Annotated in this window: 15 protein-coding genes; 11 read left to right on the top strand and 4 right to left on the bottom strand. The window is 72.1% G+C overall.

The window, feature by feature from the left end; genetic code table 11:
- Window positions 1–6 precede the first annotated feature (6 nt).
- Complete coding sequence (locus ACFFR3_RS30190; RefSeq protein ID WP_345385779.1) at window positions 7–237, top strand: hypothetical protein; 231 nt, start codon at window positions 7–9, stop codon at window positions 235–237.
- Here ACFFR3_RS30190 and ACFFR3_RS30185 read toward each other — a convergent pair.
- The 3 genes from ACFFR3_RS30185 to ACFFR3_RS30175 form a co-directional block, all read right to left on the bottom strand.
- Window positions 203–1,393 carry an FAD-dependent monooxygenase gene (locus ACFFR3_RS30185; RefSeq protein ID WP_364378382.1) on the bottom strand — a complete coding sequence of 397 codons (1,191 nt, stop codon included), beginning with the start codon at window positions 1,391–1,393 and terminating at the stop codon, window positions 203–205. The genes ACFFR3_RS30190 and ACFFR3_RS30185 overlap by 35 nt on opposite strands.
- A gap of 265 nt (window positions 1,394–1,658) precedes the next feature.
- Window positions 1,659–2,384, bottom strand: coding sequence for a helix-turn-helix domain-containing protein (locus ACFFR3_RS30180; protein WP_364378384.1), 726 nt, complete (start codon window positions 2,382–2,384; stop codon window positions 1,659–1,661).
- A gap of 6 nt (window positions 2,385–2,390) precedes the next feature.
- Window positions 2,391–2,984 (bottom strand): histidine phosphatase family protein, encoded by a 594-nt coding sequence (locus tag ACFFR3_RS30175; RefSeq protein ID WP_364378386.1) that lies wholly within the window; start codon window positions 2,982–2,984, stop codon window positions 2,391–2,393.
- A gap of 183 nt (window positions 2,985–3,167) precedes the next feature.
- Between ACFFR3_RS30175 and ACFFR3_RS30170 the strand changes: the two genes are divergently transcribed.
- From ACFFR3_RS30170 to ACFFR3_RS30135, 8 genes are all read left to right on the top strand, one after another.
- Complete coding sequence (locus tag ACFFR3_RS30170) at window positions 3,168–3,803, top strand: chorismate mutase family protein (RefSeq protein ID WP_364378388.1); 636 nt, start codon at window positions 3,168–3,170, stop codon at window positions 3,801–3,803.
- Window positions 3,804–3,885: 82 nt separating this feature from the next.
- A complete protein-coding gene (locus tag ACFFR3_RS30165; protein WP_345385769.1) occupies window positions 3,886–4,404 on the top strand; it encodes an RNA polymerase sigma factor in 519 nt (172 codons plus the stop codon).
- Window positions 4,401–4,883, top strand: coding sequence for a hypothetical protein (locus ACFFR3_RS30160; RefSeq protein WP_345385767.1), 483 nt, complete (start codon window positions 4,401–4,403; stop codon window positions 4,881–4,883). Before ACFFR3_RS30165 ends, ACFFR3_RS30160 begins: the two co-directional genes overlap by 4 nt.
- A gap of 169 nt (window positions 4,884–5,052) precedes the next feature.
- Window positions 5,053–6,582: an alpha-N-arabinofuranosidase gene (locus tag ACFFR3_RS30155; protein ID WP_379484235.1), complete on the top strand. Its 1,530-nt coding sequence runs from the start codon at window positions 5,053–5,055 to the stop codon at window positions 6,580–6,582.
- A gap of 23 nt (window positions 6,583–6,605) precedes the next feature.
- A complete protein-coding gene (locus tag ACFFR3_RS30150) occupies window positions 6,606–7,604 on the top strand; it encodes a LacI family DNA-binding transcriptional regulator (RefSeq protein WP_345385761.1) in 999 nt (332 codons plus the stop codon).
- A gap of 99 nt (window positions 7,605–7,703) precedes the next feature.
- Window positions 7,704–9,191, top strand: coding sequence for an alpha/beta fold hydrolase (locus tag ACFFR3_RS30145; RefSeq protein WP_379484234.1), 1,488 nt, complete (start codon window positions 7,704–7,706; stop codon window positions 9,189–9,191).
- A gap of 181 nt (window positions 9,192–9,372) precedes the next feature.
- A complete protein-coding gene (locus ACFFR3_RS30140; RefSeq protein ID WP_364378401.1) occupies window positions 9,373–10,836 on the top strand; it encodes a glycoside hydrolase family 43 protein in 1,464 nt (487 codons plus the stop codon).
- A 78-nt stretch (window positions 10,837–10,914) separates the two neighbouring features.
- A complete protein-coding gene (locus ACFFR3_RS30135) occupies window positions 10,915–11,682 on the top strand; it encodes a protein-L-isoaspartate(D-aspartate) O-methyltransferase (protein WP_364378404.1) in 768 nt (255 codons plus the stop codon).
- Here ACFFR3_RS30135 and ACFFR3_RS30130 read toward each other — a convergent pair.
- The gene (locus ACFFR3_RS30130) at window positions 11,666–11,803 is read right to left on the bottom strand and encodes a hypothetical protein (RefSeq protein ID WP_379484233.1); all 138 of its coding nucleotides are present in this window, start codon (window positions 11,801–11,803) and stop codon (window positions 11,666–11,668) included. The genes ACFFR3_RS30135 and ACFFR3_RS30130 overlap by 17 nt on opposite strands.
- A gap of 109 nt (window positions 11,804–11,912) precedes the next feature.
- Between ACFFR3_RS30130 and ACFFR3_RS30125 the strand changes: the two genes are divergently transcribed.
- The gene (locus ACFFR3_RS30125) at window positions 11,913–12,881 is read left to right on the top strand and encodes a CapA family protein (RefSeq protein WP_345385751.1); all 969 of its coding nucleotides are present in this window, start codon (window positions 11,913–11,915) and stop codon (window positions 12,879–12,881) included.
- Between the two features lie 378 nt (window positions 12,882–13,259).
- The gene (locus ACFFR3_RS30120) at window positions 13,260–14,522 is read left to right on the top strand and encodes a pectate lyase (protein WP_379484232.1); all 1,263 of its coding nucleotides are present in this window, start codon (window positions 13,260–13,262) and stop codon (window positions 14,520–14,522) included.
- The last annotated feature ends 32 nt before the right edge of the window (window positions 14,523–14,554 follow it).

Below are 14,554 nucleotides of genomic sequence, written 5' to 3'. Positions count from 1 at the left end.
GAAAGCATGAGGACGCAGCAGACGAGGTCTCGCGGCAAGGACAGGGCCGTCACGCTCGCGCGGACGGCCGTCGCGTCCAAACCGGGGGTGAAGACCCGGGTCAGGAAGGCCGTGACCAGGCCCAAGACCGTCCTGATCGGCTCGGCGCTGCTGGCCGCGTTCCTGGCCGGACGGGCCTCACGCCGCCGCAGGCCGGGTCATCTCATCCCGATGTCCGGCGGCGCCGCCCCGGTATGAGGCACGACGCCAGCCACGCCAGCGTGCCGGCCGTCTGGCCGGTGACGTAGTACAGCCGCGGCGGCACGTACGGCAGCACGGCCGAGTGCCGCTCGTTGAGCAGCGCGATGAGCTGGCGCGGCGGCAGGTTCACGTAGCGCGGCACGCTCTCGTACCAGCGGGCGCTGCGCCTGGCCGCCCGCTGCGAGACGCGGATCGCCGCGCGGCGCTCGCGCTCGTAGCGGGCCAGCGCGGCGTCCAGGTCGGTCGCCGAGTGCAGCGCCTCCACCAGGTAGGCGGCGTCGCCCAGCGCCAGCGCCGTGCCCGCGCCGATCGAGAAGTGCGTGGTGTGCGCGGCGTCGCCGAGCAGCACCACGTTGTCGCGGTACCACCTGCGGTTGGTCAGCGTGCGGAAGTTGAGCCAGCGCGCGCTGCCGCCCGCCTCGCTCCGGGCGATCAGCGGGTGGCCGTCAAGCACCTCGGCGAACAGCTTCTCCAGCAGGGCCAGCCCGTCGGCCTCGCCGGCCGTGTCGAAGCCCAGCCCGCGCCAGGTGTCGGGCGCGCACTCCACGATGAACGTGCTGTGCCCGGAGTCGTAGCCGTAGCCGTAGCCCCAGATCCACCCGTGCGGCGTCTCGGTGAAGACGAAGGTGAACGCGTCGAGCGCCTTGGTGGTGCCGAGCCACATGTACATGTTGCGGCCGACCGACACCTCGGTGCCGAAATGCTCGGCGTGCCGCTCGCGCAGCACGCTGTTGATCCCGTCGGCGGCCACCACCAGGTCGGCGTCGGCGAACTCCGTCTCCGGTGTGATCTCGTGCTCGTAGGCGATGTCCACGCCCAGGTCGCGGGCCCGCTCGGCGAGGATGTCGAGCATGCGCTGCCGTCCGACGCCGAAGCCCTCGTCGCCGTGCTCGACGGTGACGGTCGCGCGGTCCTGCACGTGCACGACCCAGCTGTCCCACCGCACCGACGACTCGCCGATCGCGCGGGCCGACTCGGGGTCGACCTCGTGCAGGTAGTCGAACAGCTCCTCCCAGTACGTCACCCCCCACCCGTAGGTGGCGCCGGCCGGGTAACGCTCGTAGACGGTGATCTCGTGGGACGGGTCCACGCGCTTCATCAGGATGGAGAAATACAGGCTGGCGGGTCCGCCGCCGACGCAGGCGACCTTCACAACGAGCTCCTCACCGTACTAAACGTCACCATTCAGGTGCAGAGAGTAGCAAGTGGTGGGCGGCTTATCAGGACGCCGCGCCGCTGAGCAGGCCGAACGCGTACCTTTCGGAACTCTTGGGTCGAGGCGCGGGCGAGCCGGCACACGTCGGCGGGGCGCAGCGCGTCCGTACGCCGCCACAGGGCCTCTTCGGCGCGGTCCTCCTGCCGCACGTGCCGGGGAAGCTCTGTTGAGACATCGTTGTCAGCCGCCGGTGAGCGGGCCTTCAGCCGTCGATGCGGTGCGGGCTCGCGCTGCTGCGATAGAGCAGGGACAGCGGCTCGGCGGGATCGGCCTGGGCGAGCCGGGTGGCGGTGCGGCCGACGAAGCGGGCCAGCGATCGCGCCAGATGCGGCTGGTCGAAGTAGCCGAGCCGGTGCACGACCTCGCCGGCCGGCACGCCGTCCCTGATCAGCACCGCCGCGTGCCTGGCCCGGTCGATCTGCCGGACCGCGTTCCTGGTCAGGCCGGTGGCCGCGAGGAAGCGCCGCTGCAGCGTACGCTCCGACACCCACGACACAGGGCCGCCCCCCGAGGCCACCAGCGGGTCGCGGACCAGCACCTCCTCCTGCGCCAGCCGCCGCACGAACGCCTCGGCGTCGTCGTAACCGGGCAGGTGCCAGGACGACCCCTGCAGGTGGAACGAGCGCCGGGTGGCGCCGGGGAGCAGCAGATTGCCGTCGACCAGCCGCTCGAACGGCAGGTGTGGCATCGAGACGCCGAGCGCGAAGCTGATGCCGAAGAACGTGGCGTCCTCGGGCACCGGCGCCACGCTCGCCCGCGTCTCCGGCCCCTGGACGGCCACGTGCGTCTCGCCGCGCTCCTCCCAGAAGACCAGGTCAAAGCGCGCCGAGGCGACCGACATCATCTCCGTGACGTCGCTGCTGCGGCTGCGCCAGACCCGCTCCACGTACGGCGAGTCGGACTCCCTGCTCTCGATCTCCAGCCCCATGCCGTGTCACATCCGCAGTGCCGGGGGGAAGCCGGTCCAGCGCAGGTCCTGCGGCAGGTGGCTCATGTCGTTGAAGAACATCAGCGAAGGCGGCACCTCGGGCCGGTAGAGGATGACGGTGAGGGCGCAGTTGCCCTGGTTGAGCCCCATCCAGCGGGCCTCGGGCGCGCCGAGCGCGTGCCGGACGAACCAGGCGACGAGGAAGTTGTGCGTGATGATCAGCTCGTGCGTCTCGACGTCGGCAGGGCCGGCGTGCCGGGCGATCGCCGCGGCGGCCAGCGGCGGGCCCGAGGTCAGCTCGGCGTCGGTGAAGCCGTTGAGGAACGCCGCGTGCGCCGGCGGCAGCTCGTCGCGGGGCGGGGCGGCGGGGACGTAGTCGCCGTACAGGTCGGCCGTCCGCACCTGGGCGCCGGGCAGGTGACGGGCCACGATCTCGGCGGTACGCGCGGCACGGGGGAGCGGGCCGTGATGCACGGCGGTGATGGGATGTTCGGCCAGCCGCTTGCCGAGCAGCTCGGCCTGCTCGCACCCCGTCTCGCTCAGCTCGCCCTCGTCGATCGCCGCGCCATGCCGTGCCAGATAGAGATAGCGGTTCGCCACCCTTTGCCCCCTTCTTAGGTGAGAGTGAAGTGTGGCACACCAGGCCGTTTCCCGGCAGCGAACCTTCCCCTGACGGCCATGCGGGGGTGTCGTCATCGTCAGTGATCGCGGGGGCGGATGGTGGGCCGGGGCCAGGGGCATGTACGGTGCGTTGTCGAGATTTCACGCACAGGAGTCATCGTCATGCCTCACCAGGCACTACCCATGGCCTGCCACGCCGCGGCCATCGCCGCCGTCCTGCTGGCCGTCGCCACCGCGCCCGCCCTGCACGCCGGTCTCACCACCACCGACGACCCGGCGGCGCTGCGCGGGCCCGCGGGGCTCGAGGACCTGCCCGAGCTGGCGGAGCTGACCGTACGCCGGCTGCTGCTGGCCGACGCGGTCGCCGCCGCCGAATACGGCACCCCCACCACCAGCACTGCCGCCGACCTCACCACCGAGCACGAGCTGTTCGACGCCGTCACCGAGCACTCCGTCGAGATCGGCCTGCCCGCGCCCACCGGTGTGTGGTTCTTCCGCGCCCAGCTGGAGGCGGCCAACCTGGTGCGGCGCGGTCTGCACGCCCGCTGGCAGGCCGAGCCCGCGCTGCGTCCGCAGCCGCGCCCGGGGCTCGCGGGCGACCTGCGCTCGCGGCTCGACCTGCTCACCCCGCGCCTGCTGCACCTGCTCAAGGACACCGAACCGGTACGCGGGGTGCCGCGCCGCTGCGCGCCCGCCCTCGCCGACGCCCGCCGCGCCGCCGAGACCCGTGCCCGCCTCGACCGCCTGCATCGCGAGGCCCTGGCCCTGGCGCTCGCGCCCGTCTGCGCCGCAGACTGACTCGACGGAACCCGCTCGTCCGCCCGGCCCCGTGAACCGGATCGGCCGCCCGCCCGACTGTGCAGGGTGACGGGAGGACGAGATGATCGATGAGCTGCTGGTCGTCCGCGCCCAGCTGGGTGAACGGGACGCGCTGGCCGAGCTCGTGTCCCGCTGGCGCACGCCGGTGTGGACCTACGTGCGCCGCATGCTGGACGCCGAGCGGGCCGACGACGTGAGCCAGGAGGTGTGGCTGGCCGTGGTCCGCGGCCTGCCCCGGCTGCGCGAGCCAGGCCGGTTCAAGCCCTGGCTGTTCACCATCGCCCGCAGGTCGGTGATGGACCGGCTGCGCGTCCAGTACGCCGACGAGCCGGCGCACCCGGGCGAGGAGCTCGCGGGCGACCCGGCCGACGCGGTGCTGGACCGGGCCGAGCTGACGGCCGCCCTGGCCCTGCTGCCACCGGCCGAGCGGGAGATCCTCGTCCTGCACTACCTGGAGGACCTGCGGGTCGAGGACTGCGCGCAGATCTGCGACATCCCGGTGGGCACGGCCAAGTCCCGGCTGAACCGCGCCCGGCGGCTGATGCGCGAGCGCCTGGAGGAGAAGGGGTACCGGCCATGAGCGAGGAGAAGCCGCGCCTGTCGGCGCAGGAGCTTTTGGATCGGCTGGAGCCGGCGCTGTCGCCCCGCCGGCGCGTCCGCGCGGTGGCCACGCTGGTCGCGGGCGTGGCGGGTGCGCTGTTCGTGATCGGGCTGTGGGCGAGCGAGCCGGGGCCGCTGCCGGGGCGTACGCAGCTGGCGTTCGGGCTGTTCACCGCGTTCTGCCTGGGCTGGGCCTGCTACGGCGGGTGGCTGCTGACGCGGCGGGTGCCGCTGTTCGCGACCGACCGGGTGGTGGCCGGGTGGCTCGCGCTGGCAGCCTCGGCCGTGACGACGACGCTGCTGGTCGTGGTGGCCGTGCAGCGTGGTGAAGGGCTGGGGGTGGCGCTCGGGGCCGGCGGTCCCGTCGTCGCGGTGGCGCTCGCGCTGACGATCAGGGCGCACGCGCGACGGGCCGCCCTGCTGCGCCGCAGACGCGAACTGTCCGGCGACGAGCCCTGAGCCCGGGTCCTGAGCCCGGGCACGGGGCGGGAGCCGGGTTGCGGGCCCGCGCCGCCGGGTCCGGGCCCGGGCTCAGGACCCGGGCCCGGGCGCGGGGGTCTCGCCAAGACGGGAGGTTTATCGATAAAGTTACCTCCGACCGGCCCCCGAACGCGAGGAAGCTCACCCGATGAGTCCTGTCACCGTGCCCGCCATCATCAACCTCGACGTCCCAGGCCCCGTGATCAGCCGCCACCTGTACGGCCACTTCGCCGAGCACCTGGGCCGCTGCGTCTACGACGGCTTCTACGTCGGCGAGGACAGCGACCTGCCCAACGAGGGCGGCATCCGCCTCGACGTCGTCGAGGCGCTGCGCGCCCTGAACATCCCCAACCTGCGCTGGCCAGGCGGCTGCTTCGCCGACGAGTACCACTGGATGGACGGCATCGGCCCCAAGGAGAGCCGCCCCGCCATGGTCAACACCCACTGGGGCAACGTCGAGGAGAACAACCACTTCGGCACCCACGAGTTCATGGCCCTGTGCGAGCTGCTCGGGGCGGAGCCGTACATCAGCGGCAACGTCGGCTCCGGCACGGTGCGGGAGATGAGCGACTGGGTGGAGTACCTCACCCGCGAGGGCGACTCGCCGATGGTGCGGCTGCGCAAGGCCAACGGGCGCGAGGAGCCGTGGCGGGTGCGCTTCTGGGGGCTGGGCAACGAGGCGTGGGGCTGCGGCGGCAACATGAAGGCCGAGCAGTACGCGGCCGAGGCCCGCCGCTTCGGCACCTACTGCCGCGACCACGGCGACAACAAGCTGTACCGCATCGCGGCCGGGGCGAACTCCGCCGACTACGCCTGGACCGAGACGCTGATGAAGCAGCTCGGCGAGCTGGGCTGCGCGTATCGGCCGGCGTCGTTCATGCAGGCGCTGTCGTTCCACTACTACACGATCCCCGGCACCTGGCAGGACAAGGGCTCGGCCACCGAGTTCGGCGTGGACGACCACTACCGCACGATGGCGCAGGCCGCCCGGGTGGACGAGCTGATCACCGGCCACTCCAACGTGATGGACTGCTACGACCCCGGCAAGAACGTGGGCCTGGTGCTGGACGAGTGGGGCACCTGGTGGAACGTGGAGCCGGGCACCAACCCCGGCTTCCTCTACCAGCAGAACTCGCTGCGCGACGCGCTCGTGGCCAGCCTGCACTTCGACGTCTTCCACCGGCACGCCGACCGCCTGGTCATGGCCAACATCGCGCAGACCGTGAACGTGCTGCAGGCCATGATCCTCACCGACCCCGACTCGGGTGCGCTGGTGCTGACGCCCACATACCACGTGTTCGAGATGAACAAGGGCCACCAGGACGCCGCCTCGCTGCGCGTCGACCTGCCCGACGGCCTGCCGGCCCGGCAGGTGGACGGGACGGAGCTGCGTACGGTGTCGCTGTCGGCCAGCAGGAAGAACGGGCAGGTGCTGATCTCGCTGTCCAACCTGGACGCCGGCGAGGCGGCCGACGTCGAGCTGGACCTGCGCGGCGGCGCGGTCGCCATCGCCCGCGCCCGCATCCTCACGGCCGGCGACCTGCGCACGCACAACACCCCCGACGCGCCCGAGGCGGTCGCGCCGCGCCCGCACGAGCAGGTCACGGCCACCCCGTCCGGGCTGCGCGTGCACCTGCCCGCCCACTCCTTCGTCACCGTGGAGGCGAGCCTGACCTGAGCGGCGGCGCTACCCTCGGCGGCATGGTGACGATGGACGACGTCGCCCGGCTGGCCGGGGTGTCGAAGATGACGGTCTCCAACGTGGTCAACAACCGGGGCGGGGTCAGCGAGCCGGTACGCCGCCGCGTCCGCGAGGCCATCGAGCGCTCCGGCTACCGGGTCAACGTCTCGGCCCGCACGCTCAGGTCGGGCCGTACCGGCGTGATCGGGCTGGCCGTGCCCGAGATCGACCGGCCCTACTTCGGGCGGCTGGCCTCCCACGTCATCGAGCGGGCGCGGCGGCGCGGCTTCCACGTCGCGATCGAGCAGACGGGCGCGGCGGCGGCCGGCGAGATCGACGCCATCGCCCACGCGCGGACGCTGCAGTTCGACGGGCTGATCCTCAGCGCGGTCGGGCTCGACGGCCGCGACCGCACCCCGCCCGAGGGCGACCACCCGATCGTGATGCTCGGCGAGCAGGACTTCGGCGGGCGCTTCGACCACATCGCCATGCCGAACGAGGAGGCCACCGCGGCGGCCACCGCCCACCTGCTCGACCGGGGCTGCCGCGCCGTCGCGCACGTCACCGGCCGCCTCGACTGGAACCTCAACATGGTGAACGCCCGGCACCGCGGCCACCTCGGCGCGCTCGCCGCCCGCGGCGTCGAGGCCGACCCCGCGCTGCACGTGGGCCTCGACGCGCTCACCATGGAGGCGGGCCGGGCGGCGGCGCACCGGCTGGCCGCCGCCGGGCGGCCCTTCGACGGCGTGCTGGCGGTGACCGACACCGTCGCTCTCGGCGTGCTGCGCGGGCTGGCCGACGTGGGGCTGCGGGTGCCCGACGACGTGCGGGTGGCCGGGTTCGACGACATCGCGGAGGCGGCGTACCTGGTGCCCGCGCTCACCACCGTGGCGCCCGACCACGCCTGGATGGCCGAGAAGGCGGTCGAGCTGGTCACCGAGCGCATCGCCGACCCTGGGCGGCCGACCGCCCGGTACGTGGCGCCGTACGCGCTGGTGATCCGCGAGTCCACCAGATAGGCGTATGTCCTGTTTCTCCCATAAATGCCAAAGGTGCCTTCTGAGCTGTTAGATTCGTGGGTCATTGATCATGGAGGGGCGCCCGACGTTAGGAGAGACGTGCTCAGAAAGACCTCCCTGCTCGCCACCGCGCTCGTGATGATGGGAACGGTGCTGACCGCTCCCATCGCCGCCGCGACCGTGACAGGCAAGGACGTCACGAACGCGGTCGGCAAGCGCGGGGTGACCTGGCGGCCGTGCAAGGAAGAGCCGAGCGTCGAGTGCGCCACGCTGAAGGTGCCGGTCGACTGGTCCAAGCCGAACGGGCCGACCATCGGCCTCGCGCTGGCCAGGCGCAAGGCCGAGGACTCCGCCGCGCGCATCGGCTCGCTGCTGACCAACCCCGGCGGGCCCGGCAACTCCGGCGTCGACGGCATCCTGCGCCCCACCGGATTCAGCGAGGAGATCCAGCGGCGCTTCGACATCGTGGGCTACGACCCGCGCGGCGTCGCCCGCAGCGGCTCGGTCACCTGCTCGGCCTCGGTCTACAATCAGATGCCCTACCCGGTGATGAAGAGCCAGGCCGACTTCGACAAGTGGGTCGCCTTCGACAAGAAGCTGCGCGCCGACTGCCGCAAGCGCACGGGCCCGGTCTACGACCACCTCGACTCGAAGAACGTCGCCCGCGACATGGACGCCATCCGCGCCGCCCTCGGCGACGAGAAGCTCACCTCGTACGGCGTCTCCTACGGCACGCTCGCCCAGCAGATGTACGCCGAGCTGTTCCCGAACCGGATCAGGGCCATGGTGCTCGACAGCAACATGGACCACAGCCTGAACGTCAAGGCGTTCCAGGTCACCGAGGCGGCCACCGTCCAGGACAGCTTCGAGGAGTTCATCGCCTGGTGCGAACGTGACACCGGCTGCGCCCTGCACGGCCGTGACATCCGCGCGCTGTGGAAGAAGGTCGTGGCCAAGGCCGAGCGCGGCGAGCTGGTCTGGCCCGGCGGCGACGACAAGGTCAGCGCCCACAACCTGCTCTGGCTGGCCGTCATCATGAACGAGGCGCCGGACTGGCACCTGGAGGCCCAGGTGCTGCTCGCCCTGGACGGCGGGCCGGTGCCGGACGACATGCCGGGCCCGCCCGGCAACGGGCCGGTGAGCGGCAAGTGGGCCGAGCTGCCCACCGCGATCCTGTGCGAGGACTGGAACCTGGGGCTGCGTGACTACAAGGAGTACGCCGCCGTGATGCGGGCCTCCAACGCCGTGGCGCCGGACGTCCGCTACAACCCGATGCCGATGGGCGACATGCCGATCTGCCAGGGCCACCCGGTCACCAACCCGCAGCACCGGCTGCGCTACAAGGGCAGCGCGCCGCTGCTGGTGGGCACGTCCAAGCACGACCCCGACACGCCGTACCGGTGGTCGGCCAACGTCGCCAGGCAGCTCGGCCCCAAGGCGACGCTGCTGACGTACGAGGGGTGGGGGCACGGCGTCTACGGCATGACCGAGTGCACCACCAAGGCCATGGACGGCTACCTCATCTCGCTGACCGTGCCGAAGCGGGGCACCACCTGCCCGGCCGAGGAGCCGGAGCCGAAGAGCTAGGCCGGTCGTCCGGCAGACGGGGCCGCGCGGTTCACCGCGCGGCCCCGTCTTTGGTGAGAGGGCCATTGACCGCCCCGATGTTAGCGATCACACTGAGGGCGCCGCCGATGTGAGCTCCTTTCCGGCGGCGCAGGAATGTTAGCGCTAACAGAAGCGTCGTACCCCCTCCCGAAGGAGACGCATGTACGCGACCCTGCCCCGCAGGACGGCCGTGGTGCTCACCGTGGCCTGCCTCCTGCTCGCCTGCCTGGCCGCCGTCGCCCCCAAGCGGGCCGCCGCCGCGCTCGACCCGTTCACCGGCTACCTGATGGCCCACTTCACCGGCGAGTCCGCCAACGGCGAGCAGATCTACCTCGCCCACAGCGACGACGGCCTGCACTGGACCGACCTCAACAACGGCCAGCTCGTCCTGCGCTCCACGATCGGCACGCGCGGCGTCCGCGACCCCTCGATCGTCCGCTCCCCGTCCGGCGACCGGTACTGGATCGTCGCCACCGACCTGCGCATCGCCAGCGGCACCTCATGGAACGACGCCGCCAACCGGGGCAGCACCTCCCTCGTCGTGTGGGAGTCGCGCGACCTGGTGAACTGGTCGGCCCCCTGGCTCATCAACGTCGCCGGCGCCATCCCCGGCGCGGGCAACGCCTGGGCACCCGAAGCCATCTACAACGCCGCGACCGGCGACTACGTGCTCTACTGGGCCACCAACTCGGCACGCAACGGGGTGACGAAACACCGCATCTGGTATGTCCGTACGAGCGACTTCCGCTCCTTCACCACGCCCCAGCTCTACATCGAGCGCGGCGGCACCCAGGGACTCATCGACACCCAGATCATCGAGGTGCCCAACAGCGTCGGCGGCCACCGCTATTACCGCGCCTCCGCCGACGGCCACATCACCATCGAGGCGGCCGACTCGATCCTCGGCACCTGGACCACCCTCGGCAACCTGTCGCACATGGGCATCTCCAACGGCACCGGCGGCGGCACCGTCGTCGAAGGCCCGATGTGGGCGCGCTTCAACGAGCGCGACGAGTGGGCCCTCTGGCTCGACCAGTTCGCCACCGGGCGCGGCTACATGCCCATCACCTCCACCGACCTCGGCAGCACCCGCAACTTCCGCACCCGCTCCGACTACGCCATGGGCGGCAACCGCAAGCGGCACGGCTCCATACTCAACCTCACCGCCGCCGAGGAGAGCCGGGTGCTCGGCCGCTGGGGAAGCAGCGTGCCCGTCAGCCGCATCCAGTCCTACAACTTCCAGGACCGTCACATCCGGCACGCCGACTTCGACGTGCGCATCGACGCGAACGTCAGCCCCGCCCAGGACGCCCAGTTCCGCCTCGTGCCCGGACTGGCCGGCGGGTCCGGCACCGTGTCGTTCGCCTCGGTCAACTACCCCGGCTACTACCTGCGGCACTACGGGTTCGACCTGACCCTGGCCGCCGACGACGGCACCGGCACCTTCGCCTCCGACGCCACCTTCCGGCCCGTGGCGGGGCTCGCCGACGCGTCGTGGACGTCGTACCAGTCGGTCAACTACCCCGACCGCTACCTGCGCCACTACGACTACCTGCTCCGCCTCGACCCGATCACCGACGCACAGGGCCGCGCCGACGCCACCTGGCGCCGCGTCTCGGGCTGAGCCTCCGGGGTAGGGGGCGGGTGAGAAGGGACGTCCTACGCCACCCGCCCGTCCCCTTCGGGGGCGAGGGAGTGGCTGATGGCGGTGACCGGCGCTCTTCCGGCGGAGGAGGGGCTGATGGCGGCGGCGCGGCGTGCGGGGGAGGCTCGGCTGCAGGGCCTGATGAGGGCGGCGCGGCGGGCGGGGGATCCGCGTGCGCAGGAGCTGGTCGCGGCGGCCGAAGGTGACTGCCGCAGCCTGGAGCTCGTGACGGCCGCCGAGCGGGCGGGGATCCATGACCTCCGCCTGCTGGCGGCCATCGCGGCCACGCCGCGCGAGCTGTTCGTGCCGCCGCGCTCGGCCGGGCAGGCGTGCCTGGACGTGCCCATCCCGCTCGCCCACGGCCAGCCCACCAGCCAGCCGTCCCTGGTCGCCCAGATGATCGACGCGCTCCGGCTGACCGGCGCCGAGACCGTGCTGGAGATCGGCACCGGCTACGGCTACCAGACCGCGCTGCTGGCCCGGCTCGCCAGGCACGTCCACTCCATCGAACGCCTGCCCGATCTCGCCGCCCACGCCCGCGCCAACCTCGCCGCCGCCGGCATCACCGGCGCCGAGGTGCTGGCCGGGGACGGCTCGGCCGGGCTGCCCGAGCACGCCCCCTACGACGCCGTCATCGTCTCCGCCGCCGCCCCGCACGTCCCCGCCGCCCTGGCCGAGCAGCTGGCGGAGGGCGGCCGGCTCGTCATGCCCGTCACGGGACAGATCGCGGACATCGTCACCCTCTTCACCAAGCAGCGCGGACACCTGGCGAGCCTCCGCGAGCTGACCCCGGCGTCCTTCGTCCCGCTCATCCCCGGCCCGTGAGGCCGGCGACGACCTTCGGCAGCGCCCTGCGTACGGTCTGGCTGTGATCCACCTCGCCCGCGTCGGTCAGGCTGACCGACGCGCACCTGGCCCTGCAGGCGCCGCCGGCAATAGGTCGCATTGAAGTAGGGAGGAGGCGGGGACCCGTCAGTCCAGAAAGCCCATGCTGCGTGGCGGGTGGGCGGCCGAGGGAGGGGGTTAGGGGGTGGTGCGGTGGGCAGGGGAGCGGGGTGGCCGTCACGCTCGCGCTGGCGGGGGACACGATGCTCGGCCGGGGTGTCGCCGACCTGCTGGCGAAGTCTGCCGACCCCGGGGACTACGTGTCGGACGCGGTCCGCGCGTACCTCTCCGAGGCCGACTTCACGCTGCTCAACCTCGAGTGCTGCGTGTCCGATCGGGGCACTCCGTGGATGGCGCCGGGCAAGATCTTCCACTTCCGCGCCCCGCCGAGGGCCGCCGACCTGCTGGCCGAGCTGGGCGTGGCCTGCGTGACGCTGGCCAACAACCACGCCCTCGACTTCGGCCACGACGCGCTCCTGGACACCTGCGCCCACCTCGCGCGGGTCGAGATCCACACCGCCGGCGCCGGCCCCGACCTCGAACGGGCCCGCGAGCCCGTGCTGGTCGACGTCAACGGCCTGCGCCTGGCCGTCGTCGCCGTCACCGACCACCCCGGCGACTACACCGCCACCCCCGACCGGCCCGGCGTGGCACACGCCGACCTGCCGTCCGGGGTGCCCGCCTGGCTGATCGACGCGGTGGCGAGGGCGCGGGCGCAGGCGGACGTCGTGCTGGTCAGCCCGCACTGGGGGCCGAACATGACGACCGAGCCGCTCCCGTACGTGCGGACCGCCGCGAGCATCCTGACCGGCGCCGGCGCCACGCTGATCGCCGGTCACTCGGCGCACGTCCCGCACGGGGTGGCGCCGCCCGTCCTGTACGACATGGGTGACTTCATCGACGACTACGCCGTGGACCCCGACCTGCGCAACGACCTGTCGCTGCTGTTCCTGGTCACCTGCGACGACCTCGGGCCGCTCCGGCTGCGCGCGGTGCCGCTCAAGCTCGACTACTGCCGGACGACGCTGGCCAGGGGCGCCGAACGGGCCTGGCTGGCCAGCCGTTTCACCGCGGCCTGCGCCGCCCTGGGCACGGACGCCGTCTGGGAGGACGACGTCCTCACCGTCGACCTCCGCTGACAGGAGTCCAAGGGTCGCCGGGCGGGCGGACCCGGCGTCTGACCAGACGCCGGGTCACAGCCGGGCCGTCCCGCTCGGGGAAACGCCGCCCGCACAACGCCGCCCGCACAAGGCCGTCCGCACAACGCGGTCGTACCGGAAGGCGATGAAAGTTTCAGCGCCGCTCTGCAACTCCCGCGCACCCTCTGACCTGGAAAGACGTCGCTCCTCGAAGGGAGTGTCCTTTGCCGGGTTGCGGGGCTGTGCTTCACTGCTCCTGCGGTTGGGAAAGCGCTTACCGTAAGTCGGTAAGCGCATTCCGACCGATCCCGAGGCGGCGCCGCGATCACCGGGCGTGCGCTCGATGCCCCATGCAGTTCGTCGAAAGGGGAGTTCACCGTGCGTAAAGAGAAAAGGCTGAGCGTCGTGCTGGCGGCGGCGCTCGTGGCGGGCGGCGGGCTGGTGGCCGGGTTCGCCACCGCCGCCTCGGCGGCGCCGTCCAACGGCACCTACACGCTGGTCAACGCGGGCAGCGGCCTGTGCGCCGCGGTGCCGGGCGCGAGCACGGGCGACGGCGTCCAGCTCGTCCAGGCGAGCTGCTCGGGCGGGTCGGGGCAGGTGTTCGCGGTCACCTCGGCGGGCGGCGGCTACCAGATCAAGGCCGTGCACAGCGGCAGGTGCCTCGGCGTCAAGGACGGCTCCACCAGCGCGGGCAAGGCCGTGCAGCAGGAGTCCTGCAGCTCGGCGTCGTCGCAGAGCTGGCAGCTGACCGAGTCGGGCTCGAACTACCGGGTGGTCAACGCCAACGGCGGCAAGTGCCTGAACGTCAAGGACAACTCCACCTCCTCGGGCGCCCTGCTCCAGCAGAACTCCTGCGACTCGGTGTCGACCAAGCAGTGGACGCTCAGGGCGGCCGGCGGCGGCAACCCCGACCCGGACCCCACCCCGACCGTGACGCCGACCGTGACGCCGCCGCCCGGCGGCGGTGACGGCAGCGGCTCGTGGCCGTCCGACACCGGCAGCGTGCACCTGACCGACACCCGCGAGCTGGGCTCGTTCTTCGACGGCGGCATGAAGCGCTACTACGGCATCGGCGACGGCGGCCAGAGCGAGAGCCAGGACCCGATGTTCGTCGTGCCGAACGGCGGCACCATCCAGAACGTCATCATCGACGCCCCCGCCGGTGACGGCATCCACTGCGAGGGCTCCTGCACGATCCGCAACGTCTGGTGGAACGACGTCGGCGAGGACGCCGCCACGTTCAAGAGCTCCAGCTCCTCTGCCACCTACCTGGTGGACGGCGGCGGCGCCAGGTCGGGCTCCGACAAGGTGTTCCAGCACAACGGCGCCGGCACGCTGACCATCAAGAACTTCCAGGTGCACAGCAGCGGCAAGCTCTACCGGGCGTGCGGCAACTGCTCGTCCTCCTACCAGCGGCACGTGGTGATGGACGGCATCACCGCCCGCTCGACCAAGGTGCTGGCCGGCATCAACTCCAACTGGGGCGACACCGCGCGCTTCAGCCGGATCACGGTGTACGGCAGCGCCACCATCTGCGAGCGCTACAAGGGTGTGCCGAAGGGCCAGGAGCCCTCCAAGCTCGGCTCGGGCCCGGACGGCACCCACTGCCTCTACCGGGACTCCGACATCACCTACCGGTAGACGATCGCGAGCCGGGCGGGCGGGTGAGGGCG

Source organism: Nonomuraea salmonea (assembly GCF_042428605.1).
Classification (GTDB): domain Bacteria; phylum Actinomycetota; class Actinomycetes; order Streptosporangiales; family Streptosporangiaceae; genus Nonomuraea; species Nonomuraea salmonea.
The sequence above is the reverse complement of the archived record's forward strand: the minus strand, read 5'-3'. Positions and strand labels throughout refer to the sequence as shown.

Coding starts and splice junctions, on each gene's coding strand:
- ACFFR3_RS30190 (WP_345385779.1), top strand. CDS start 7: ATGAGGACGCAGCAGACGAGGTCTCGCGGCAAGGACAGGGCCGTCACG.
- ACFFR3_RS30180 (WP_364378384.1), bottom strand. CDS start 2,384: ATGGGGCTGGAGATCGAGAGCAGGGAGTCCGACTCGCCGTACGTGGAG.
- ACFFR3_RS30170 (WP_364378388.1), top strand. CDS start 3,168: ATGCCTCACCAGGCACTACCCATGGCCTGCCACGCCGCGGCCATCGCC.
- ACFFR3_RS30165 (WP_345385769.1), top strand. CDS start 3,886: ATGATCGATGAGCTGCTGGTCGTCCGCGCCCAGCTGGGTGAACGGGAC.
- ACFFR3_RS30160 (WP_345385767.1), top strand. CDS start 4,401: ATGAGCGAGGAGAAGCCGCGCCTGTCGGCGCAGGAGCTTTTGGATCGG.
- ACFFR3_RS30155 (WP_379484235.1), top strand. CDS start 5,053: ATGAGTCCTGTCACCGTGCCCGCCATCATCAACCTCGACGTCCCAGGC.
- ACFFR3_RS30150 (WP_345385761.1), top strand. CDS start 6,606: ATGGTGACGATGGACGACGTCGCCCGGCTGGCCGGGGTGTCGAAGATG.
- ACFFR3_RS30140 (WP_364378401.1), top strand. CDS start 9,373: ATGTACGCGACCCTGCCCCGCAGGACGGCCGTGGTGCTCACCGTGGCC.
- ACFFR3_RS30135 (WP_364378404.1), top strand. CDS start 10,915: ATGGCGGTGACCGGCGCTCTTCCGGCGGAGGAGGGGCTGATGGCGGCG.
- ACFFR3_RS30130 (WP_379484233.1), bottom strand. CDS start 11,803: ATGCGACCTATTGCCGGCGGCGCCTGCAGGGCCAGGTGCGCGTCGGTC.